General features: G+C 46.3%; 18 protein-coding genes. 7 read left to right on the top strand and 11 right to left on the bottom strand.

The features are described from left to right. The first annotated feature begins 2 nt into the window (after positions 1–2). Positions 3–503 (top strand): DUF2147 domain-containing protein, encoded by a 501-nt coding sequence (locus tag EAO36_RS01050; RefSeq protein WP_120947463.1) that lies wholly within the window; start codon positions 3–5, stop codon positions 501–503. On the opposite strand, the gene asd is transcribed toward EAO36_RS01050, so the two are convergent. From asd to uvrA, 3 genes are read right to left on the bottom strand one after another with little or no spacing between them, the layout of a single operon-like run. Beyond that, a complete protein-coding gene (gene asd, locus EAO36_RS01055; RefSeq protein ID WP_120947462.1) occupies positions 478–1488 on the bottom strand; it encodes an aspartate-semialdehyde dehydrogenase in 1011 nt (336 codons plus the stop codon). The genes EAO36_RS01050 and asd overlap by 26 nt on opposite strands. Continuing rightward, a complete protein-coding gene (gene hisS, locus EAO36_RS01060; RefSeq protein WP_120947461.1) occupies positions 1485–2795 on the bottom strand; it encodes a histidine--tRNA ligase in 1311 nt (436 codons plus the stop codon). Before hisS ends, asd begins: the two co-directional genes overlap by 4 nt. Before the next feature lie 55 nt (positions 2796–2850). Then, positions 2851–5658, bottom strand: coding sequence for an excinuclease ABC subunit UvrA (uvrA, locus tag EAO36_RS01065; RefSeq protein ID WP_120955589.1), 2808 nt, complete (start codon positions 5656–5658; stop codon positions 2851–2853). Between the two features lie 163 nt (positions 5659–5821). Between uvrA and EAO36_RS01070 the strand changes: the two genes are divergently transcribed. Beyond that, entirely contained in the window at positions 5822–6619 is a 798-nt protein-coding gene (locus EAO36_RS01070; protein WP_120947460.1) for an outer membrane protein, read from the top strand. 59 nt (positions 6620–6678) lie between these two features. Here the strand turns inward: EAO36_RS01070 and EAO36_RS01075 are convergent, their stop codons facing one another. Both EAO36_RS01075 and purN read right to left on the bottom strand, forming a co-directional pair. After that, the gene (locus tag EAO36_RS01075) at positions 6679–7836 is read right to left on the bottom strand and encodes a cation:proton antiporter (protein ID WP_120955590.1); all 1158 of its coding nucleotides are present in this window, start codon (positions 7834–7836) and stop codon (positions 6679–6681) included. Continuing rightward, entirely contained in the window at positions 7829–8440 is a 612-nt protein-coding gene (purN, locus tag EAO36_RS01080; protein WP_120947458.1) for a phosphoribosylglycinamide formyltransferase, read from the bottom strand. Before purN ends, EAO36_RS01075 begins: the two co-directional genes overlap by 8 nt. 118 nt (positions 8441–8558) lie before the next feature. Here purN and htpG point away from each other — a divergent pair, with 118 nt between their 5' ends. The 5 genes from htpG (at position 8559) to EAO36_RS01105 (ending at position 14467) form a co-directional block, all read left to right on the top strand. After that, positions 8559–10421 (top strand): molecular chaperone HtpG, encoded by a 1863-nt coding sequence (gene htpG / locus EAO36_RS01085; protein WP_120947457.1) that lies wholly within the window; start codon positions 8559–8561, stop codon positions 10419–10421. Beyond that, the gene (locus EAO36_RS01090; protein ID WP_120947456.1) at positions 10421–11044 is read left to right on the top strand and encodes a hypothetical protein; all 624 of its coding nucleotides are present in this window, start codon (positions 10421–10423) and stop codon (positions 11042–11044) included. The genes htpG and EAO36_RS01090 overlap by 1 nt, the downstream gene beginning before the upstream one ends. Beyond that, a complete protein-coding gene (guaA, locus tag EAO36_RS01095; protein ID WP_120947455.1) occupies positions 11034–12575 on the top strand; it encodes a glutamine-hydrolyzing GMP synthase in 1542 nt (513 codons plus the stop codon). Before EAO36_RS01090 ends, guaA begins: the two co-directional genes overlap by 11 nt. Beyond that, complete coding sequence (gene thiE / locus EAO36_RS01100; protein WP_120947454.1) at positions 12566–13177, top strand: thiamine phosphate synthase; 612 nt, start codon at positions 12566–12568, stop codon at positions 13175–13177. The genes guaA and thiE overlap by 10 nt, the downstream gene beginning before the upstream one ends. Positions 13178–13249: 72 nt before the next feature. Beyond that, positions 13250–14467, top strand: coding sequence for a molybdopterin molybdotransferase MoeA (locus tag EAO36_RS01105; RefSeq protein WP_120947453.1), 1218 nt, complete (start codon positions 13250–13252; stop codon positions 14465–14467). Positions 14468–14476: 9 nt separating this feature from the next. Here EAO36_RS01105 and EAO36_RS01110 read toward each other — a convergent pair whose 3' ends face one another. The 6 genes from EAO36_RS01110 to EAO36_RS01135 all read right to left on the bottom strand — a co-directional run bounded on the left by EAO36_RS01110 (position 14477) and on the right by EAO36_RS01135 (position 23925). Continuing rightward, entirely contained in the window at positions 14477–15889 is a 1413-nt protein-coding gene (locus tag EAO36_RS01110) for an outer membrane family protein (RefSeq protein ID WP_120947452.1), read from the bottom strand. Between the two features lie 97 nt (positions 15890–15986). Continuing rightward, positions 15987–17624: an outer membrane family protein gene (locus EAO36_RS01115; RefSeq protein WP_120947451.1), complete on the bottom strand. Its 1638-nt coding sequence runs from the start codon at positions 17622–17624 to the stop codon at positions 15987–15989. 246 nt (positions 17625–17870) lie between these two features. Continuing rightward, complete coding sequence (locus EAO36_RS01120; protein ID WP_120947551.1) at positions 17871–19343, bottom strand: outer membrane family protein; 1473 nt, start codon at positions 19341–19343, stop codon at positions 17871–17873. A 161-nt stretch (positions 19344–19504) separates the two neighbouring features. Further along, positions 19505–20866: an outer membrane family protein gene (locus EAO36_RS01125; protein WP_120955591.1), complete on the bottom strand. Its 1362-nt coding sequence runs from the start codon at positions 20864–20866 to the stop codon at positions 19505–19507. Between the two features lie 7 nt (positions 20867–20873). Next, on the bottom strand, positions 20874–22400 hold the full coding sequence (locus EAO36_RS01130) for an outer membrane family protein (protein ID WP_120947449.1): 1527 nt from the start codon (positions 22398–22400) through the stop codon (positions 20874–20876). A 46-nt stretch (positions 22401–22446) separates the two neighbouring features. Next, the gene (locus EAO36_RS01135; protein WP_120947549.1) at positions 22447–23925 is read right to left on the bottom strand and encodes an outer membrane family protein; all 1479 of its coding nucleotides are present in this window, start codon (positions 23923–23925) and stop codon (positions 22447–22449) included. Positions 23926–24014: the final 89 nt, after the last annotated feature.

The raw sequence follows: 24014 nt of genomic DNA on the forward strand, positions 1-24014 counted from the left end.
ACATGAAAATTTGCTCTTTTGTTTTCTGTATCGCCCCCCTGTGTGCGGGCACTTTGGAGGGGATTTACCAAACCCAAGCTTTTTTGTATATGAAAGCCTCTTATGTAGAATTTTTTAAGTATGAGGACAAGTATTATGCTTACGGGATTGCCAATGTGGATGGCTCACCGGCTAGAAAAGATATTTACAATAAAAACCCTGCTTTACGCAGCCGTAGCGATAAGGGCGTGGTGTTTTTATATAATCTGAAACACATTTATGATGACACCTATAAAGGCGGGCGGGCATATAATTTTTACGATGGGCGGACTTATTATGTGCAAATCCACCAAAAGAAAAACGGGGACTTAAAATTTTTGCCCAGCCTAGATCGGCGTGGATTTTTTGGCAAAACTTTTATCTGGAAAAAGCTCGATGAAAACTACCTCAAAGAGCACAACATTGCCCGACCTAATTTTTTTGAAGTGCTCGAAACCCTCAAGCAAATCCCGCAAGACCCTTAAGAGCAAGGGCGATCTTAACCGCATTGGTGGCCGCACCCACGCGCAACTGGTCAGCTACACACCACAAGTGTAGCATGTGTGGGCTGTGCAAATCATCGCGAATCCGCCCCACAAAAGTTTGATCGCTATGGCTAGCAATCAAGGGGGTGGGGTAGCTAGAGGTGGTGGGTTCATCGAGCACCACGACATTGGGAGCTTGTTTTAAAACTTCTCTAGCTTCTAGGGCACTCACGGGTTTTTCAAAGCTAATACTCAGACTCTCACTATGGCTTCTAAGCACGGGGACACGCACACAAGTAGCACTGATAGGGAAGTTGGCGTGCATGATCTTATGGGTCTCTTGCACCATTTTCATCTCTTCTTTAGTGTAACCCGAGGGTAAAAAGACATCAATTTGGGGGATCACATTAAAGGCGATGGGATGGGGGAAGGCACTATTAGGCGCATTAGAATCCTTGATTTGTTCTTGTAGCTGGTGAATGCCCTTTTTGCCCGCCCCGCTCACAGCCTGATAAGTGCTCACATCCACGCGCACAACTTTAAAGGCGTGGTGTAGGGGGTTTAAGATTTGCACCATTTGGATGGTGGAACAATTCGGGTTAGCAATGATTGATTGTGGGCAGTTTTGCAAGTCTCTCGCATTGACCTCTGGGACCACTAAGGGGACATCTGCTTGCAAGCGAAAAAAACTGGTATTATCAATCACCACCGCGCCATTTTGAGCAGCACAAGGGGCAAAAACCTCACTCACGCCCTTACCTGCACTAAAAAAGGCAATGTCGATCTTTTCTTGGCTAAAAAAGGCTTGGGTGGTCTCTAAAATGGTGTGATTCTCCCCAAAGGCGCGGATTTTCTTGCCCGCACTCTTGGCACTAGCCAAAGCAAAGAATGCGCCCACGGGAAAAGTGCGCTCTTCTAATACCTTGATGATCTCCTCACCCACTGCCCCGCTTGCGCCCACTAAAGCAATGCTATATGTTTTCATTCTTTGACCATCGCTAAAGCTTTTAGAAAACTCAAATGATTCACCTGCAATCCCGTTGTCATGTTTTTGAGTGTCAAACTCTCCTTTTGCACCTCTTCTTCGCCCAAAACCACCACAAACTCATGCCCCTTCTGGTTGGCATAGCTAAAAGGTTTTTTTAACTTGCCAATCTCAGGGTAAAGCTCGGTATTGACCTCACTTTGCCTAAAATTCTGCGCCACTTGGCTAGCATAGACAAAATGCGAGGGGTGCATGCACACCACCAACACCCGCGCACTAGTGGATTTGCTCTCCACCAACTCCAATTCCTCCAAAGCCACCAACAAGCGATCCAAACCAATAGAAGCCCCCACGCCGGGTAAATTTTGCGTGCTAAAACTCCTGGAGAGATTGTCATAACGCCCCCCCGAGCACACACTCCCCAAGCTGGTGAGTTGGTTGAGTGTAGTTTCACAGACCATGCCCGTGTAGTAACCCAATCCCCTAGCAATGGAAAAATCCACCTTGAAGTGATCCGGATTGATGTCTAGGGCTAACAAGAGGGCAAAAAGTCTCTCTAGCTCCTCTAAGCCCTCCTTGAGGGTGGCATTGTAATCTTTCAAGTAAGCCACGCGTTTGAAAAACTCTAGGCTATCCTCTTCTTGTTTGGTGTTGATGATGCTCAAAAACTCTTTAAAATCAATCTCGGGAAAATAGGTATTAAGCTCTAAGAGCACCCCCTCATGCCCGATTTTGCCCAATTTGTCAATCACCCTTAAAAGTGTGTGGGTGTCCTCTTGGGCGTGCAAGCCAAAATGTTGGCACAGACCATTTAAAATTTTGCGGTGGTTGATCCAAACACTAAACTCCTCCAAATCTAGGGCTCTCAAACCCGCAATGATCACCTGGATAATCTCGCTATCACAAAGGATGCTATGACTCCCAATAAAATCAAAATCACATTGTGTAAATTCGCGATAACGCCCTTTTTGGGCGCGCTCGCCCCGAAAAACATTCCCAATCGCATAACGCTTAAAGGGCAAACCCAAGACAGAATGGTGTTGGGCGATAAAACGTGCTAGGGGCAAGGTTTGATCAAAGCGCAAGCCCACTTCACGCTTGCCATGATCTTTAAAGCGGTAAATCTCTTTTTGAATCTCCCCTTGTTCTTGGGTGAGGATATGGGCGTATTCTAAATGTGGAGTCTCAATGGGCACAAAACCAAAACTTTTAAACACATGGGCTAACTTGTCCAGCACCACCCCCTTTGCCATCGCCTCTTTAGGGAGTCTGTCTTTAAAGCCACTCAAGGTTTTAGGAGTGATCATGGGATTCCTTTATTAAGATGGGTGCATTATAGCAATTTTTAGGATTCTTTAGGGCTTAAAGCTTGGGGGCAATCCCTAGCTCTTGGGCTAAGAATTTAGCGGTGTAACTCTTGCTTTTGGCGTGGTTTTTGGCTAGCTCTAAGGGTGTGCCCTGTATCGTGATTTGCCCACCTAAATCGCCCCCTTCAGGTCCCATATCAATGATATAATCTGCGTTTTTGATCACATCTAAATTATGTTCAATCACAATCATGGAGTTACCCAACTCCACTAAGGAATGCAAAACATTAATCAATAATTGTACATCTTCAAAATGTAGTCCGGTGGTAGGTTCATCTAAAATGTACAGAGTCTTGCCCGTGTCTTTGCGACTCAACTCCTTAGCTAATTTGATGCGTTGGGCCTCCCCCCCGCTTAGGGTCGTGGCATTTTGCCCCAAAGTGATGTAACCCAACCCAACTGCTTTAAGAGTCTGTAATTTGGTGGCAATCTTGGGGATTTTGGCAAAAAACTCTAGGGCTTCCTCCACACTCATGCGCAACACATCGGCAATGGATTTCCCCCTAATCTTGATCTCTAGGGTTTGGGGGTTATATTTGCTCCCCTTGCACGCATCGCATTGCACCAACACATCGGGCAAGAAGTGCATTTCAATCTTAATATCCCCCTCACCGTGGCATTTTTCACACCGCCCGCCCTTGACATTGAAACTAAAACGACTCGCACTATAGCCTAGTATTTGCGCCTCCTTGCTCATCGCAAAGAGATCGCGAATCTCATCCATCACCCCCGTATAAGTGGCGGGGTTAGAGCGGGGGGTTTTGCCAATGGGGGCTTGATCCAAATAGATCACCTTGTCTAAGTGCTCTAGCCCCACCACCTCCACGCTCCCCACTGCCTTTTTTTGGGCGTGATTCAAGCATTCCTTAACAATGGGTAAAAGAGTCTGCAAGATGAGCGAACTTTTCCCACTCCCACTCACCCCGCTCACGCACACAAATTGCCCCAAAGGGATTTTCACACGCAAGTTTTTAATGTTGTGGATGGACACACCATTAAGCTCCAAAAAGAGCGTTTTTGTGCTAGGTGCTTTTGTGGGGCGTGTGATTTGTTTAGCCCCGCTCAAATAAAGTGCGGTCGTATGCGCGCTTTTCAGCAAGCACTCCACGCTCCCGCTAAAGACCACTTCCCCGCCGTATTTGCCCGCCCTAGGCCCAATATCCACCACAAAATCGGCTTGTTTAATGGTTTCTTTGTCATGCTCGACCACAATTAAGGTGTTGCCCTTTTTTTGCAAATTCTTTAAAGTTTTAATGAGTTTGAGCGTGTCCTTTTCGTGCAAACCAATACTGGGTTCATCTAGCACATATAAAACACCGGTTAGTCCGCTCCCAATCTGGCTAGCAATCCGGATTCGCTGACTCTCTCCCCCGCTTAAGGTGCGCGCATCTCTGCCCAAACTCAAATAACCCAACCCCACATCCACCAAGAAAAACACCCGCTCTAAGATTTCTTTTAAAATCGGGGTGGCGATGCGTTGGTTTTGGGGGCTCAAGTAGGCAAAATGAGTGGAATTCTTAAAAAAAACATACACACTATGGATGGGCATATCCAGCAAATCGGCGATATTATGCCCCGCCACCCGCACGCCCAGAGAGGACCCCTTGAGGCGATGCCCATGGCAGACACTGCATGGCTTTTCGCTCATGTATTGGTTGAGATCGCGTGTGTCTTTGAAAATATCGTAGGCAATTTGGATCACCCCTTTCCAAGGACGTTTGAGTTGGCTTTGCCGCCAAGTAAAACAAATTTCTGTCCCATTGCCATAGAGCAAAGCCTCTTGCTGAGTCGTGCTCAAATCTTTAAAAGGCACGCTAGGATCGATTTGATTAGCCACACAAAAGCCCTCGAAGAGGGCGTTATAATAGTTGTGATTCCAAAAAAAGGCTTTTTTGATGTGCTCGGTGGGTAAATTGGGGTCTAGGATTTTTTGGGTATCTAGGCTCAGTTTGCTTCCCAAACCCGCACACGCCTCGCATGCGCCCTTAGGGGAGTTAAACGAAAAGCTCAAGGGTTCTAGCACCTCAAAGCTTACCTTGCATTGAAAACAAGCCAAATGCTCGCTATAATGCATGCTTTTTTTGCCCTCAGTGTCCATCACCTCCACTTCTCCAAAACTCTCGGCTAAGGCTTTTTCTAGGGCACTGGCTAGGCGGGCTTGGTTTTCTAGGCTCGTTTGCAAGCGATCGAGCACGGCTTTAATAGTGTGTTTCTTGCTCTTGGCAAGCTCGATGGGCTCATCTAAACGCACCAGCACGCCATCAATGTAGGCGCGCACAAAGCCTTTTTGGCGTAAATTCGCGATCTTGTCAGCAAAGCTGCCTTTTTTATCGCGGATTATGGGGGCTAAAACAATAATGTTTGTGTCTTTGAAGTCTTGCAAGACCTGCTCTAAAATGTCGCCCACGCTCATGGAGGCAATGGGCGCGCCACACAAATGGCAATGTTGTTGCCCCACGCGCGCAAATAGCAAGCGTAAATAGTCGTAAATCTCAGTGATTGTGCCCACGGTGGAACGGGGGTTCTTACTCGTACTCTTTTGATCAATCGCCACAGCCGGAATCAAGCCCTCGATCTTATCCACAGCGGGCTTGCCCACCTTGTCTAAAAATTGGCGTGCATAACTGGAAAGCGATTCCAAATAACGCCTTTGCCCCTCGGCATAGAGGGTATCAAAAGCCAAGGTGGATTTGCCCGATCCGCTCAAGCCCGTAAAAACAATGAATTGGTTTTTGGGGATTTCCAAGTTAATATTTTTGAGATTATTTTCCCGCGCGCCATAGATTTGAATTTTGTCTAACAAGCTTTCTCTTTACAACCCATGAATTTTTGGAACGCTATTATACAGAATTTGCAAATCAATCACTTTAAGCATAAAAAAAATATAAAATTCTTGTTTTATGAGAGGAAACATGGTATGATTGGAACTTAAGTTCAACTTTTTTTATGGTGTATAAAGGATAAGAATGAGAAAGTTTTTACTGGGGGTACCTCTAGTTTTAGGCGTGGCGAGCAGTGGCTTGATGGCGGAAAAGGGCGGTGGTTTTATTGGGCTTAACTACCAGATCGGGCAGGGTAGGATGAATACCGGTCTTTACACTAACAACAATTATTCGCCCGGAATGTGGCATTTGGACAAGCAGGGCAATCCTACAGGAAATGAAAACTGGCAGGGTACAAACATTAGCTGGCATGGCAAATATGCCAATGGTGCGATGAATGGTTTTGGTTTCTTGGCTGGGCAGAGTTTCTTTTTCAAGCCCCCCAATGCCAAGACTGCATGGCTGGGCTTGCGCTATTATGGTTTTTTGGACTATGGGTATGCGCATTTGGGGCGGCAACTGAGTGTACCAACCACAGTAGGTGGGTCCATTTATAATGGCAGTGTCGATCTGAGCATGGTTGCTTATGGTGTGGGCACAGATTTAATGGGTAACTTCTTCGATCGCGAAAATGCCAGCGTGGGGGTCTATGGGGGCTTTGCCATCGGGGGGAATGCGTGGCAGGTGAATAGATCAACTCTGCATGCATGGCAAGATGCATTGATGGCTAGTAATACGGGCAATGTCGGTAAGCCTAGCCATGGGAACTTTAATGTGTGGTTGAATTTTGGCTTTAGGGCCAATATCCACAAACATAACGGCATTGAGTTGGGCGTGAAGATCCCCATGTTAGTCAATAAATTCTTGAAAACGGCGGGGGGGCAATATTACAGCCTCAAACGAGACTACTCTGTCTATCTAGGCTATCTCTACACTTTTTAATCTCCACTCACTTTTTGGTTTTGCTTGGTTTGCCCGCGCTTGGGCTTGCCTAGGTTTGTCTAGGCTTTCTTTTGGGTGTGCATGAGTGCTTTAATGAGAGTGGTGAAAAGCACGCCCTCAAAAATGGCAGCCAGCAAGAAGGAATAATAAGTATTTTGGTTGATCGCCCCCACTCTTAAGCCCACGCTAGCGGTGGTTACCAAAAAGGTCAAGGGCATAGAGGCACTGAGTGCAAAGGTTAAAGTGTTGCGCAGATTAGCAAAGTGGGTCCTAAAGAGCGTGAAGCTTGCCACCAAGTGCAAACCTAACATCGCGCACACCACTAAGCACGCATGGTAGATGAGCTTGGGGTTGTCTAAAACCAGTTTAAGGTCCAAAGTGGAGCCCACATGGATAAAAAATAAAGGCACAAAAAAGCCAAAGCCAATATCGTTAAGTTTATCGAATAATTCATGCTTGTGGGGGAAGAAGGTCGCCACGATGGTCCCAGCCAAAAACGCGCCCAAGACCATTTCGAGTTTGAGCCATGCCACGAGTCCTATCAAGCTAAAAAAGAGCATAATGGCAAAGCGGATATCTTGGTTAGCTTGGTCGGTTGTGGGCATGATAAAGGATTTTAAGCCCGGGAACCACCAAAACAAGATGTTAAAAATTTGCATTAACGCCACAATCGCGCCCAAAAAGAGCAATAAAATGCCCAAAGTCTTGTAAAGCTCCAAGCCTAGACCATGTAAGTAAATCCCATCCACGACCACCAATAAAATAATGCTGATCAGTTCGCCTAACACGCCCACCTTGAGCACCAAATCCAGCCATGGTAATTCTTTGCCATAATCGCGAACTAAGGTCATGATCATCCCCAAACTGACAATGGGTAGGGCGATGATGTAGAGGGCGGAGAGTTTGGCACTTAGAGTGATGGTTGAAGAGAGGGCGTAGAGAATGCCAAAATAACACAGAATTTTTTTTAATAAGGCCCGATTCATCTGCCTAAACATATACAGATCCACTTCCATACCACACAAAAACATCAAAAATAAAAACCCCACTTCAGCCATCATGCCAAAACTAGGATTGGGCGTGAATAAGCCAAAATAGACCCCCAAAGCCCCAAATACAATTTCTAAAACCGCCACGGGCATTTTGACCAAACGGCTCACATAGGGGACTAAAACAATTAAGGGCGTGATGATGGCTAAAATAAAGAGATCATGCATGGCATAGACCTAGTGCTTTTAAAAGGGCTTTAGGGTAGAGTTGGTGCTCTAGGGCATGCACTCTTTGGGTGAAACTCTCCAGCGTGTCGTTAGACTCCCTTGCTAGAGGCTCTTGTAAAATGATGGGACCCCCGTCTAATTCTTCTGTTACCCAATGCACGCTCACCCCCATACCCTCCTGACTTTCAAAACTCTTTAAAATCGCATCTTTGCCCTTGTGGTGGGGCAGAAAAGAGGGGTGGATATTGAGGGTGGGGTAGTGTTTGACAAACAGAGGGCTTAAAATTTTCATATAACCAGCTAGCAAGATCACATGGCAACGCACTAGGGCTTGCATCAACTCCTCTTCACTAGAAATTACCACGCAGGGCACGCCCAGTTTCTCACAACGTACAATGCCGTATGCTTTGGGGTTATTGCTCGCACACAGAGTCACATCCAAAATCAGGGGTTGGCTATTTGAAGTACGCACAAAGGACTTTTTGTGCAACTGCTCAATAAGATTTTGCATATTCGATCCATTCCCACTAAATAAAATCCCCACATGCACCAAAGAAGAGGGCAGATGATCCATGAAAGCCACTCTGTTTGCCACGCCACCCATGCAAAATCCTTAAAATTTTTTCGCATTTTAACATGTTTATCAAAAAAGCAAGAGGCCACGAAACGGGCTATTTTTGTGCTATAATCCTAACCTTTAAAATTAATCTGATGGAGTTTTTATGTCCCAAAAACATGCGTTCCAAACCGAGATCAAGCAACTTTTGGATTTAATGATCCACTCTCTTTACTCCAATAAAGAAATTTTCTTGCGTGAGCTGATCTCCAATGCTTCTGATGCCCTAGATAAACTCAACTATTTAGTGATTAGCGATGAAAAATACAAACAACTAGACTTCGTGCCTCAAATCCACTTGAGTTTTGACGAAAAAGCCAAAACGATCACCATTAGCGATAATGGCATTGGCATGGACGAATCTGAGCTCATCTCCCATCTAGGCACCATTGCCAAATCGGGTACCAAAAGCTTTTTATCGCATTTGAGCGGAGATCAAAAGAAAGACAGCGCGTTGATTGGGCAATTTGGCGTGGGCTTTTACTCTAGTTTTATGGTGGCGTATAAAGTTGTGGTGCAAAGTAAAAAAGCCCTAGATACACAGGCTTATGCGTGGATCAGCGATGGGCAGGGTGAGTATGAAATTAGCCCTTGTGTCAAAGAGGGGGTGGGCACCGAAATTAAACTCTTTTTAAAAGAGGAAGAGGGCAAATTTGCTAGCCGTTGGGAGATCGAGCACATTGTTAAAAAGTATTCCGAACATATCCCCTTCCCTATTTTCCTAAGCTACACCGAAAGCAAGTTTGAGGGCGAGGGGGAGAATAAAAAGGAAGTGCAAGAGGACAAATGCACGCAAATTAATAGCGCGAGCGCGCTTTGGCGCATGAATAAAAATGAGCTCAAAGAGGAGGACTACAAAGAGTTTTATAAAAGCTTCGCACATGACAACAACGAGCCTTTGAGCTGGATTCACAATAAAGTCGAGGGGCATTTAGAATACAGCACCCTCTTTTATATCCCCAGCACCGCCCCCTTTGATTTATACCGCGTGGATTACCAATCGGGCATTAAACTCTATGTCAAGCGGGTTTTCATCACCGACGATGACAAGGAGTTATTGCCCCAGTATCTGCGTTTTGTGCGTGGGATCATTGATAGCGAGGATTTGCCCTTGAATGTGAGTCGCGAGATTTTGCAACAAAATAAAATCCTAGCCAATATCAAGAGTGCTTCTACTAAGAAAATTCTGGCCGAGATTGAACGCCTAAGCCAAGAAGAAGAGACTTATAAAAAGTTTTATGTGCCTTTTGGGCGCGTACTCAAAGAGGGCTTGCACCATGATTTTGAAAACAAAGATAAGATTTTAGACTTATTGCGTTTTGCTAGCTCTAAGGGTGCAGATTTTCTCTCCCTAAAAAGCTACAAAGAAAACATGCCTGCCGATCAAAAAAGCATTTACTACATGATCGGGGAGAATTTAGACCTCCTAAAAGCTTCGCCCTTGCTGGAAAAATACGCCCAAAAGGGGTTTGAAGTGCTCTTGATGGGCGATGAGATCGATGCCTTTGTGATTCCTAGCGTGTCAGAATATGCCAAAATCCCCTTAAAAGATGCCGCCTCTAGCGAAACCCTCAAAGAATTAGAGTTGGCCCCAGTGAGCGAGGAGGAAAAACAAGAATTTGACCCCCTAGTGCAAGCCTTTAAAGAAGCCCTCAAAGATGAGATTAAAGATGTGGCTCTCTCTAAAGACTTGAACTCAGTCGTGGTGTTGGTCGGGGACGAACAAAATGCCATGATGGCTAATTTAATGCGCCAAATGGGTCAAGAAATCCCTAGTCAGCCTAAGACTTTGGAACTCAATATCAACCACGCCATCATGCAAAAGCTCAAGGGCATTGAGGATAAAGCCGTGCTTGCAGATGTTGCCCATTTGCTCTTTGATAGTGCCAAACTCCTAGAAAAGGGTGCGCTCAAGAACGCCAAAGCCTTTAGCGATCGACTCAACGCCACGATTTTGCGCGCCTTTTAATGCGCTTTTTACGCCTAGTTTTTTTAGCCCTGCCCTTGTGGGGTAGCCCGCTTAGGATTGCTAGTGATTTGGGCAACCAACAAGGTTTTTTGGATATTTTGCAACAAGCTTTTAGGCAAGATACTAAGCAAGAAATACAATGGGTGGGGATACCCAAGAATCTTTGCATAGCAGACGCTCTATTGGTCTCTAGGTCTGTTTGGCTTTCTTTAAAACTGGAGGGCACGCCCATTTTACAAGAACGCTTGGTTTTACTGGGCAATCCTAGCACATGGGCTAGACTCCAAACTAAAACCCCACTTGCGCTTTTAAAAGCCCTCCAAGAGCCCGCCATATCAACGCACCTCAAGGTGATGTTAAACACCCCCAAAACCTACCGACCCGATGATTTGATTTTGATGAGCCAACGGCTGTATTTGCAACAAAAAACACGGGCAAATTTACCCCCCATTTTGCACCAGCCCCTAAGAATGCGTTATTTTTGGATCAACCCTTGCCATTCCGACAAAGGTGCACTCTTTGGCAAATGGCTTTTGAGCCCACAAGCCCGCCCAAGCATTGAGGGTTTCCGCATTGATTATCAACCTATCTTCACACTAATTAAGCACAAACATGGACATTGAATTAATTATTTTGGACTTTGGGAGTCAATATACCCAACTGATTGCTAGGCGTCTGCGTGAAAATGGTATTTATGTTGAAATCTACCCCTACCACCACAACTTACAAGACCTGCTCGCTAAAAAACCCAAGGGTTTTATCTTGAGCGGGGGTCCAGCAAGCGTCTATGATCCGAAGGCCTATCGTTGCGATCCGGCGTTGTTTGAGTCTAACTTGCCCATTTTGGGGATTTGTTATGGCTTGCAACTCATTGTGGATAGTTTTGGGGGGGAGGTAGTGGGCGCGCAACACCAAGAATTTGGCAAGGTGCATGTCAATCTCCTAGAAAAACATGCGCTTTTTGAGGGCGTTGATCCCACAAGTGTGGTGTGGATGAGTCATGGGGATCGTGTAGAGGTCTTGCCCCCTAATTTCCAAGTCTTAGCCCAAAGTGCCCATGCACCCTTTTGCGCGATCGCCCACACCCAAAAGCCCATTTTTGGCTTGCAATTCCACCCCGAAGTGATTCACAGCGTACAAGGTGCACAAATTTTAAAAAACTTTGCCCTGTTGATCTGCCAGAGTACGCCCATGTGGGATATGCGCTACTTTGCCAGCCAAGAGATCGCCAAAATCCGCGCTCAAGTAGGCAAAGAGCGTATTTTATGTGCGGTGAGCGGGGGGGTGGATTCAAGCGTGGTGGCTAGCCTGTGTTGCCAAGCACTGCCCAAGCAAACAGAAGTGGTTTTTGTGGATCACGGCTTATTGCGCTTGGGGGAAAAAGAGCAGGTGATTAAAATGTTTCAAGGGCTCAATATCCCCTTGCATGTCGTTGATGCCAGCACGCTTTTTTTGCAACGCCTAGCTGGCGTGATCGATCCAGAGAAGAAACGCCAAATCATTGGCAACACTTTTATTGAAGTTTTTGAAAACAAGGCAAAAGAATTAGAACAAGCAGGCAAGATCAAGTTTTTAGCGCAAGGGACTTTATACCCCGATGTGATCGAGTCGGTGAGCGTAAAAGGCCCTTCGGCTGTGATTAAGTCCCACCATAATGTGGGCGGTTTGCCCGAAAAAATGGATTTTGAGTTGCTAGAGCCTTTAAGGGAGCTGTTTAAAGATGAGGTGCGCGCTTTGGGGACACAGCTGGGCTTGCCTGAGTCCATGCTCAAACGCCACCCTTTCCCCGGACCCGGACTGGCGATCCGCATTTTAGGTGAGATCACCCCCCCTAGTCTAGAACTCTTGCGCCAAGCCGATCGCATTTTCATTGATGCCTTGCATGCCGAGGGGCTTTACGATCAAGTGTGGCAGGCATTCTGTGTTTTGCTCAATGTGCGCTCGGTGGGCGTGATGGGGGATAAACGCACCTATGATAACACCATCGCCCTAAGAGCCGTGCAGGCTAGCGATGGGATGAGCGCGCATTTTGCGCCCCTGCCCTTTGAATTTTTAGAGCGCGTGGCTAATGCGATCACCAACCAAGTTAAAGGCATTAACCGCGTGGTCTATGACATCACCTCAAAACCCCCCGGGACCATTGAGTGGGAATAGAACTCAAGGGGCTTTATGCCCTTAGTGATGAGATTTTAACTCCCTATGACAAACTCCCGTACATGCTTAGCCTTGCCATCCAAGGCGGGGTTAAAATCTTCCAATTTAGAGATAAAAGCCATAGTGATTTAGAATTACTTAGTCTAGCTCAAGAATTGGCTAAAATCTGCCAAAAACATGCCGTGGGTTTTGTGATTAATGATCGCCTAGATTTAGCCCTCAAATGCCACGCTTGGGGGTTACATTTGGGTTCTGAAGATGTACCCTTATCACAAGCTCGTCGCCTATTTAAGGGGTATTTGGGAGTCTCTTGTTATGGCAATTTGGATCAAGCCTTGCAAGCCCAACAAGCTGGGGCAAGTTATGTGGCTTTTGGGGCGTGTTTCCCCTCTTTAAGCAAACCCCAAGCCCCGTGCATTTCTTTAGAAACACTCCAGCGCGCCAAAGCGCATTTAAACATCCCCATCTGTGCTATTGGAGGGATTAGCCCCCAAAATACCACACAGCTTAAAAACGCCGACATGATCGCCGTGATTTCTAGCTTATGGAGTGGGGATATTGTGCAAAATGCTAAAAGACTCTTGGATGCTTGGCGGGCCTAAGGTCCTCAACTTGCATTAATCCCTCGTATATTTCTTTGTGCTAGCATGGTGGCTTAATGCTTAAGGATAGTGATGAATCAGAAGTTGATTACATTTGTGGAGGCGTTGCAAATTGGGTTGAATTTACCTTGTCCTACACACCAAACAGAGAGAATCAAATTAGAAGAGGGCTTGGGACGCATTGTGAGCGAGGATATTGTGGCATTAGAGGACTTGCCTAAAGCCACGCATTCAGCAATGGATGGTTTTGCCTTTGCTTTAGAGGATTTGGGGGCATGTGTGGGCGTGGCATGTGTGGTGTATGCGGGCATGGATGTGAGTAGCCTAGAATTGCCCAAGGGGGCATGTGTGAAAATCATGACCGGTGCGCTCTTGCCCAAAGGTTTGGATCTGGTCGTGCCCTTTGAGGAGATGTTAGAATTTGATGACAAGCACGCTCAAGCCCCTAAGCACAAACCCAACCAACAAGCCTTTAAAAAAGGGGATAATGTCCGCTTCCAAGGTGAGGATCTGCAAAAAGGGGCAATTCTTGTTAAAAAGGGCACGCGCTTGCATATGGGGCTATTAGCCCTTTTAGCCTCTCAGGGCGTGGCCGTGATCCCGGTTTTCAAGCGTTTAAAAGTGGGGGTGGTGAGCAGTGGAGATGAGATTGTGCCTTTAGGCACTAAAGCCCTGCCCCACCAAATTTATGATAGTAATGCCCTAGCCCTAGTGGCGTTGTTAAAAGATCATGGCTATGAGGCGCAACATTTAGGTAAGCTAGGTGATGATTTGGAGGCGCAAAAGCACGCCATAGAGGGGTTTTTAGATTATGATGTGGTGTTGAGCAGTGCGGGCGTGAGTGTGGGGGATAAGGATTATTTTAAAGAGGCTTTGGCACAAATGGGCGCAAAAATCCACTACCATGGGGTCAATGTCAAACCCGGTAAGCCCATCATGCTAGCCAGTTTGCAAAAACAGGGGCGATCCACGCTGGTTTTTGGCTTGCCGGGTAACCCTCTAAGTTGCTTGCTGACCTTTTTGGCGTTGGGTTTGCCCGTGCTTGAAAAGCAAGCCGGATCGCTAGCGACACTCTCAAGCGTGAAAGCCCGCCTATCAGAGCCTCTCAAACTCAAGGGCGATCGGGCACATTTAATCTTGGGGCATTTAGATCAAGGGATTTTCACCCCCTATCGTAACAACCGCTATAGCTCGGGGGCTTTAGATGCGCTGGGGGCTTGCCAAACTGTTGCCTTAGTGCAAGGCAACACTGAGGAGATTGAAGTCTTTTTTTACAAACGCTTTTTGTAAAACCACTCTTTATAAGAGTTGGAAACCATAGGTGAGGGTGAACATCAAATGACTGCGATCCGAGTCGATATTGCGGGTCAAGATGGGGGCGTAGTTGTTGGTGGCGGGGTCCCATGATCCGCAAGTATTAGGAGTGGGGCCAAAGCCATACCCCAAACAATAGCCTTTTTTGGTGATGTTGTTGTAGTACTCTAATTTGAGATCGAATTTGAGGTTATAACGGCTCAAAAAATAGCTCAAAAAGAGGGCGATACTTTGCTCGTTAGCCCGTGGGGAAGTGGTCAGACGGCCCAAGACCTTCCATGTAAAACTTCTATAATGCGAGCCAAAGTATAAAAAGCCATTGAGCGCATCTTTGCCAACAATATTATTGATCTCAGCATCATAAATACTATTAGTCCAGATGTTATACCCCAAGGGGTCGCCATAAATGCCAATATCCCCGTTGGCATTGCCGATATTTTTATAAATGCTCCCCCCAAATTGCCACTTATTGTAGTAAAAACGGGAGCGGAAGAAGAGAGTTTGCCCATATTTGCCCATTTTTTCTTGCCCAAACAAGATGATGTCATAGCCCCGCCCTGATGGGGGAAAAAAGGGGAAAAAGCCGACAAAAGTCCCCACCCACCTAAAGCCCTTATCTCTAAAATTAGGGTTGGTGTCATAGGTGATGTTGATCCCGGGGGCATTCATGCGCCCAAAGATGGAGTAAAAATAGGGGTTGATTTTTAACCCCTTGTGTTGGTATTTGAGATCGGCGATCATCAAGGGCTTACCGCTGGTGTAGTAACGCCCAAAGGGCCAAAACCAGTCGCTGGAGGCTGAAGCCCTAGCATCGGAGTAGAGCACACGCAGTTTATAATCTTTGTATTTGACATAGCCCTCGACCCCTTGGCTAAAGGAAGTGAACCAGTCATAATCAGAGAGTTCGTAACGCCCACCCTTGATTCCAAAAATGCCCTTGTAGTCGTAGCTCAAATAGGCATTATTCACCATCGCATAGCGGGGTTTTTGCACATTCAAACCGCTATGCCCGGCATACCAGCCGATGTATTCCCAATAAATCCCGCCGTCATGCTGGTAGAATTGCCCCGGGCCCCCGGGCTGGCCGGGCTGGATGTTATTGCCTTGCTGGGCTGTGGAGTCATAGGGCAGAGCAGATACCATGCCCCCCACTTCGGCATGCCAGCCCTTGTAAAGGTCCATGCTGATATTGAGTTCGGCTAAAAGAGAGGTGTAGCTACCTGTGGGGTAAATGAATTTGGAGGGGTTATAGCGCTTGTTGTTGAAGCCATATAAGGTGTAGCTACTCATCTTTCCAGTGATGCTCATGTCAAAGGCAATCGCTTGCTCTAAATATGTCAAAGCAAGTGCCACAAAAACAAATCCCTTGGGAGCGTGTCGGCGACTTCTAACTTGCATAAACACCCTTTGGAATAAATAAAAAGAGGAGACGGTTTATTGTAGCAGAAAAAAGCTTAAAGGGGAAAGATTCCCCTTTTGTTAGAGAAAATGGTTTTTAGAAGCTGTAGCTGATGTGAGTCATCAAGTGGCTGCGATCTTGTACCACCGTGTGGGTGATCGCACCGGTATTTTGGGGTCCTTGAGCAAAGCCAGCAGCAGAGAAAAGACCGGTGTTCAAACTCAAGGGCTGACCCATATAGCTTAGGAAGCCCACACCGGGGTTATAGCCCGCACGGATAACTTGCATGAACCATTCAAGTTTGATCCCGGCTTTGATGTGTTTGCCAATTTGGTAGTTCATATACAACGCTAGAGCCTGACCATCAGCACGCGGAGCTGTGGTGTAACGCTCAGCTAGCTCCCAGTCAAATTTGCCATAAACACCACCACCTTTCCAATACAAAGTAACGGCATCGGCAGCGGTGATGTTGTTGATGGAGGCAAACCCTAGTGAGTAGATACCACCTGTCCATTGTTCCACACCATCGATGGCAACGGGGTTACCATAGGTACCGATATTAGGGTTTGGGTTACCAATAGCAGCATAGATACCAAAGGAGGTGTTATGGTTATCAAAGTCAAAGCGTTGTTTGAACAAAATGATGGACCCACCCGGACCTTGCAGACCTTGCCACTTCCCGTTATTTAAGAAAGGGTCCCAAGTGTTATAACGCGCAGGCGCATAGCGACCATACTGGGCGTTATTCCACTGATAGACATACATCGCATACAGCGTGGTTTGTGATCGAAAGCCCCGGCCACTAAACTCTGGATTAGTATCGTAATACAGCTTGATCTCCGGAGCGGTGAAGACTTGTGGGGAGAACCACACATGCGGGTGGATCGAGAAATGTTTATTAACTTGGTAGATCAGCCCGATTTTGTGTTGCCCCCAAGGCTTTTCGCGGTAGATGGGGAACATCCACTGCCCGTCAGCGATACCACGGCCCCAGGAGCTGAACACTTGGAAAGTCAGCTTATTGGTCAGGTTAAACATCCCATAGAAACCCTGAGTCAATTGGTAGAACCAGTCAATGTCTTTAACTTGTGTGGTGTCATAACGCCCAGCGATGATCCAAATTTTATCGCTTTTATATTGGACATTGGCCTTATAAATCTCATAACGGCGGGATTGTCCGGGGGTGTAGGCACTAGCTGGGTAGTAGTTGGGGGCTAGCCCGTTCCACTCACCCATAAACATGTAGCCGATACCGCGCGGGTCAGCGACCATGCCGGGGCGATAATCCCCCCCTAACATACCACCACTGGTTGCCGGGACACAAAACCCATTGCTACTAACTGGTGTGCCATCACAACCCACATTTCCCCATACGTTGCGAGGGTTATAGTTCTTAGAATACTTGTCGTAACGCGTGCCATCATAGGGCATACCACCCAGTGCACCCCCCACGCTCACACTCCAGCCCTTGCCCAAGTGCAGGGTGCTCTCCAACTTGCCCGTGAGCTCCACGAAAGTACCTGTTGGGTAGTATCCTGCAACCGGGTTGATGGGTTGCGTGTTAAAGCCCACCTTGGAGAAATTGATAAGATCCCCATGGACTTCATAAGAAAGGGCATCCAACGCACCTAGTCCAAAAGAGGAGGACAAAATCAAAGCAGGAGCGATTGCCTTCCCTAACTTGCGCCCCTTGACCTGCGCCTTCCTCGTCTGTTTTTTGATCATTTCCTTCATCAGCATTGCCTTTATATGTTAAGTAACCTTGAGTGTTGCATCTACACAGAACATGTCTAAGACCCTAAACCAGTAACAGCCTCAAGCCCACGACAAAACCATGATTGTGTGCCCGCATTCTAATATAGATTAGGTATTTTTTTTCTTAAAAAAAACCCTAACCATTCCGCTTTCTTAACTCGCCTCAAGAATATTACTTTATATTTTTTCATAATATTATTGCTCATCATGCGAGTAGTACAGCACCTAAAACTTGAGCGTCAAATTCGCCATCAAATGGCTACGATCTTGGTAGCGGGCTTGGTAAGTGGCTTTGCCAAATTGGGGGAGTCCAAAGTAGCCAATTTTATAGCCATTGTGGATTTCAATCCCATAATACTCCACCTTGACATGGAAAAAGAGCGAACGGGTAAAAGCATAATCTAGACTGAGGGCTGCTGAATATTCATTGCTACGCCCGCGGTGTCCTTTAGAGTCCTTGTTGGCATTGCTCACCCGTCCAAAGATGGACCACGCAAATTTTTTATACACGCTCCCTACTGAGCCATAGATCGTTGTGGTGTTGGCATTGGTAGCGGCATCGGCGATCCCATCATAGACGCTATTATCCCAAAAGTCATAGGCGACCATGCCGTAAATGTCATTTACATAGGAGCTGTTGTTCCCCATGGGCATGGTGTGCGATCCCAAATACGCATCGGAGTTGCCAAAGGTGTTATACAGCCCGATGATATAGGTAAATTTGTTCCAACGGAAGATTTGGCGGAGATTGAGGGTTACGCCATATTTGCCCACCGCCGATCCATGTGAGGCGGCGTCCCAAATGCTATACAAGCCCGTTTTAGGGTCATACCACCCGGAATAATAGATTGGCACGGTGAGCATGATCAAGCTTTGGGAGCGAAAACCCACCTGCCTGAAATTCTTATTGGTGTCATAGGAGAGTTTAATGCCCGGTGCGTTGTAAGTCTTGGGGGAAAAATAATAGTAAAACTCTGTGCTCAGATTTTTATAATCATAGGTGGCACTCGCGCCATGCCAGCCGTAGTTAATCCATGAGCTATTGTTAGCAGGATTGCCCCCGGGCTTGAGATAGGGGACAACCGCATAAAACTCATAAATCCAAGAGTTAAACGCCAAGCCCCGCCCATAGGAGCTCCACCACCAGAGTTTAAAATTTTTAGTGGGTCTGTAATACAGCTCCCAACCTTGGTTAGACCCGCTCATCAAATCAATGTTGGCGGTGTAACGCCCTAGCTTAAAACCAAAAACATCTTTGTAGTTATAATCCAAATAGGCATTATCCAAGACATAGGGTCTAGCGTGCAGGGCACCCGATTTGCCTACCCCATCATAAGTTGGGCTGAAATATTGGTTAAAAAAGTAACCATGCCAGCCCCCAATAAAGTTGTAAATTACTGAGCCATAACGCTGGTCATCATGCCCATGATCAACCCTTAATTTTGTGCCATCATAGATCACGCCCCCCACTTCCCCGCCTATCCCAAATCTTAGCGTGTGATCGGCAACATGTTTGGGCAATAAGCCCACATTAAAATAGACATTCCCCACCACAGAGGCAAAACTCTCGGTCGGGTAAATCCCCAATTTGGAATTTAATGGGGCGTTGTTAAACCCCACTTTGCTAAATAGATCCAACTCGCCCGAAAGTTTATAATCTAGGGCGTGCAAAGAGCCTAGCTGTGCTAAAACAAGCATAGATTTTAACCATTTAGGTTTAGAAGGCGCGCGGGTATTCAATTCAAACCTCCCTGTGTGTTGTGATTCCATTTTAACATGATTTACCTCCTGACTTTAGAATATCAAAAAACCCTAGAAAATAAGGGCTTGGGTATTGTGTATCCATGTTACAACCCCATTTAAAATTGTGCCTTGATAGAGGTCATTAGATAACTTCTATCTTGCGCGGTTGCGCCCACGCTGTAATCACGGACATACCACTGGGCGATGTTATAGCCCTTGTGGGTATAGACCTCGTGGTATTCGATCTTAACATCGCTAGAAACATAGCGACTCCACTTAAATCCTAAGTTGAGCGCGACACTTTGTTCATTAGCACGGGGTGAAAAGGTGAGTTTGCCTAGCATGCCCCAAAAAAACTTGCGATACACTCCACCCCCAAAGATAAAGCCGGTAATGGCATCGGGAGAGAGCATGTTATCCATGAGCCCCCCATAGATACTCGCATCGCGATAATCAATCCCAATGGGATTCCCATACCAACCCATTTTGGCGTTGGCGTTCCTGATGTTTTGGTAATACCCGCCCCCAAAGTTGAATTGATTCCAATCAAAACGCTGGCAGATATAAATGCTCACCCCGCCCTTCCCTAGTTGCATCCCACGATACCAAGTATCGGCTAAATGTGCGCTATAAATGGGAAAAATCACCGTCATTTCAGTTAGGGATTTAAAACCTATCCCATCAAAGGTGGCATTAGAATTGTAGTGGAGCTTAAAGCCGGGCGTGGTGTAGGTGTTAGGTGAAAAATAGACAAAGGGCACTAGGGAAAAATAGCGGGTATCGTAATTAATGCCCACCGCATGGATGCCCAAATCCACATCTTCGCCCTTTTTGTTGGTCGTGGTGATGGGGGCATACCAAGGGCGGATAAATTCTCCCGTAGCTAGAGCCCTGCCAAAGGAGCTAAACCAGCGGAATCGAAAATAGGAGAGGAATTTATAGGAGACCTCAAAACCCTCTGTATAACCACTTACAAAGGTTGTCTTGGCTAAATAACGCCCACCTATAAAGGTGAAAATGCCCTTGTAGTCATATTGTAAAAAAAGGTTATAGAGCACATAGGGTTTGGCGTTTTTGGTGGATAAAATATTAGATTTTTTCCAAGGGGCATTGCCCAAAAAATCCCACCATCTCCCAATGTAGTAGTAAAGTTTAGAGCCATAGACCTGCCCGGTGCTCTGATCGATGAGGTTCTTGGTGCTATCATAGGCCAATTGCCCCACACTCCCCCCAATGCCCGTTGTGATCTTGTGCCCATTTTTATTTAACAAGGTGGCATCGGCTTGGAGCTTCAAGGTCATGGTTACAAAACTCTCGGTGGGGAAGATACCCTTAGCCGAATTAATAGGCGAGTGGTTAAAACCAATCTTGGAGACTGACTCCGCACTCCCACTCAACTTATATTTAAAAGCCCCCAGCAAATCCACACAACACACGCAGAATAAGGCACCCACAAGGAGTGTTGCAGAGTCTTTCATAGGACCTCTAAAGTTTGACCTTGATCTCCGTAAAAATATGGCTTCTGTCTTGATAAGTTGCTGGCTGATCGGGCAAATAGGGACCATTCCAACCCACCTTATAACCCTTGTGCACGATCTGGTTATAATACTCCACCTTGATATCTGCATAAAAATGCTTAGAAAACTGATAGCCCAAGTTGAAGGCCAGACTTTGTTCATCCGCGCGTGGCCCATAGGTCAAACGCCCAATCACACCCCAAAGCCATTTTTTATACACACCCCCGCCAAATAAAAAGGCGGTAAAGGCATCCGCATCCATCATGTAGGATAGAGAGTTGAGGGTATTGGCATAGACGCTATTGGTCCAAAAGTCAAAGCCCAAGCGGTTACCATGGTAGCCAATCATCCAGTTGGCATTCCCAAAGCTCTTATAAATGCCCCCCCCAAAGTTGTAGTTGTTGTAGTCAAAACGCTGTTTGATCATCAAGCTATGGGCGTTCTTGCGCGAAATCATGCCAAACTGGTAGGTGTTCCAAAAGCGTTTAGCATAAAAGGGGTTGAGCACCGTAATATCGGTCTGGGATCGCCAGCCTATCCCTTTAAAGCCCGGCTTAGAGTCGTAGGTGATTGTGAAGTTGGGGTCGTATTCGTTGTTGGGAGAGAAATAAACAAAGGGGACAATGCTTAAGCCCTTATACTCCCATGTGATGTAAAAGGCATGCACCCCGGGGTTAATCTTGCTCCCATTGGCTAACGTATAGGTCTTGGGCGAATAGAAGTTATACAACCATTCGTTATAGGCAAAGCCCCGTCCAAAGGAGCTAAACCACCAAAACTTAAAATTGCCCAATTTCAAGGTCATGTCCAAGCCTTGGGTGTAGCCACTCATGTAATCTGCTGGCGATTCGTAACGCCCCCCTCTAAAGCGGAAAATGTCTTTATAAGAGTAGTCGATGTAGGCGTTGTAAATGACATAATTGCGTGTGTTGTTGGCATAGCCTTGCACACAATCGGCTGCACTCATTGTTCCACCATTAGGGTTAGGAACGGTCGTGGCATCTGACATAGCTTGTAGCTGGGCTGCACTCAAACCCGCATAATCTGACTCTTTGCCCCCACCTAGTCCATACCAGCACTGCGCCCAAGGTTTTTGCCCCACCAAACCCCCATAGTAGCCAAAGTAGTTCCAATCCATCGCCCCATAAGGTTTGCCCGTGGCCTCGTTGATCAGGTGCTTGGTCCCATCATAAATGAGTCCCCCGCCAAAACCCCCCAAACTTCCAGACATGTGATGCCCATTGGCGGTGGCACTCTTGGGCAAGAGCTCGGGAAAATCTAATTGCAAGTAAGCCACCACAGTGACAAAAGTTTCTGTGGGGTAAAGACCCTTATTGGTGTTAATGGGCTTGTTATTAAACCCGATCTTAGAGAACGACTCCGCCCCTGCTTTGAATTTTGCAAAGGATTCGAGATTTCTCCAATCAAGGGCTTGGGCAGGCGACATAGCTAAAAGAGCCACTAAACTTTTGGACAACAAAACGATCTTTTTCATCACATCCTCGTTAATTTTTCCATACCCCCTCTCTTAAGACAACAATTTAAAACTGAGCCGTGATGGTTACCATCAGGTGGCTTCTATCGCTATAACGCCTCGAATAAAGCACGCTGTTACTAATACCATTTGCTTTAGCATAGGCAACAGGATTACCCCACACGCCTTCTAAATAACCTTTGTGCATGATCAACCCATAATACTCTAATTTAACCTCTGCTTTTAAAGCTTGGGTAAATTTGTATCCCACATTGACAGCACTACTCCCTTCATTGGCTTTGAGTGCGCTTGTCCAACGCATCAAAATGCCCCAAAGCCATTTTTTATGCACACCCCCACCAAAAATCCAGCCACTCACCGCATCCGTGCCCACAACATTGCTCAAAGACTGCCCCACATCATAGACACTATTGGTCCAAAAGTCAATCCCTAGAGGGTTGCCCGTAGTCCCAATGAAGGAATTAGCATTTTGCCACACCTTATAAAAAGCCCCACCAAAATTGAACTCATTCATGTCAAAGCGTTGGCGGATCAATAAAGATTGTCCGGTTTTACTCATTTTGGTCCCATAGCGGTAGGCAAAATCCCCGTAATTGATCGTGCCTGTTTGGGAGTTTGTGGTATAAACGAGGCGATCGTAGTAAATGGGGAAGAGCGCAACTGCACGCGTTTGGGATCGAAAACCCACCCCATCAAACTTAGGATTCGTATCGTATTTCAAATCAACCCCGATCGTGTTATAAGTTTTGGGCGCAAAGTAATAAAAATGGCTGATGCTAAAGGCACTGCCCAATTTCTGAAAATCTTTTGTGTAGGCAAAAGAGAGTGCATGGATTCCATAATTGACTAACTTACCTCTCTTCCCGCTAGGGCACTCCGTGCATTGCACGCCATTAGGCGTGGTGTAGGCCGAACGGGGCGAATAATAGTCATACAACCATTCGCCATAGGCAAAGGCACGCCCCCAAGAGCTAAACCAAGAAAGCTTATAAGTGGCATGGTGCTTGTCTTTAAAGCGCACGAAAGTATCAAACCCCTGCGTATAGCCACTCATATAGTCTGCCTCCGACTCGTAACGCCCCGCCTTGATCCCAAAAATGTGTTTATAGGTGTATCCTAACCACCCTTCATTAAAAACGTAGGTTCTGGTGTTTTTAGAGATATCCGGATCTAAGAAACGATTCCCCATAAAACCATTGTAATAACCAATGTAGTTAAAGATTTGCGTCCCACCGGGGAGGTGCTTGGTCCCATCATAAGCTACACCACCCACGGTTCCTCCAATGCTCCCCTTAAGGCTATGCCCTTCTAGTTTTTTAGGCAATAGGCTAAAATCAATCCGCCCCTGCCCCACGACCGTTACAAAAGTCTCCGTAGGGTAGATGTTTTTAGATTCATCAATCTTGCTGTTATTAAATCCAATCTTAGAAAAAGACTCTGCCCAACCGGCTAATTTATATTCAAAAGATTCTAATCCGCCCGTCAGAGCCGCCAACGCTAAAACCTGCTTACTTAAACTCTTCATCCCAATCTCCTCAAGATTTTGGTTAGCTTTAACGAGCATTTACCCTTACAAGGCACAATAATAGTATGATTTGCCTTGTTTTTCCATAT

The sequence above is a fragment of the Helicobacter mehlei genome (assembly GCF_003660265.1).
GTDB lineage: Bacteria > Campylobacterota > Campylobacteria > Campylobacterales > Helicobacteraceae > Helicobacter > Helicobacter mehlei.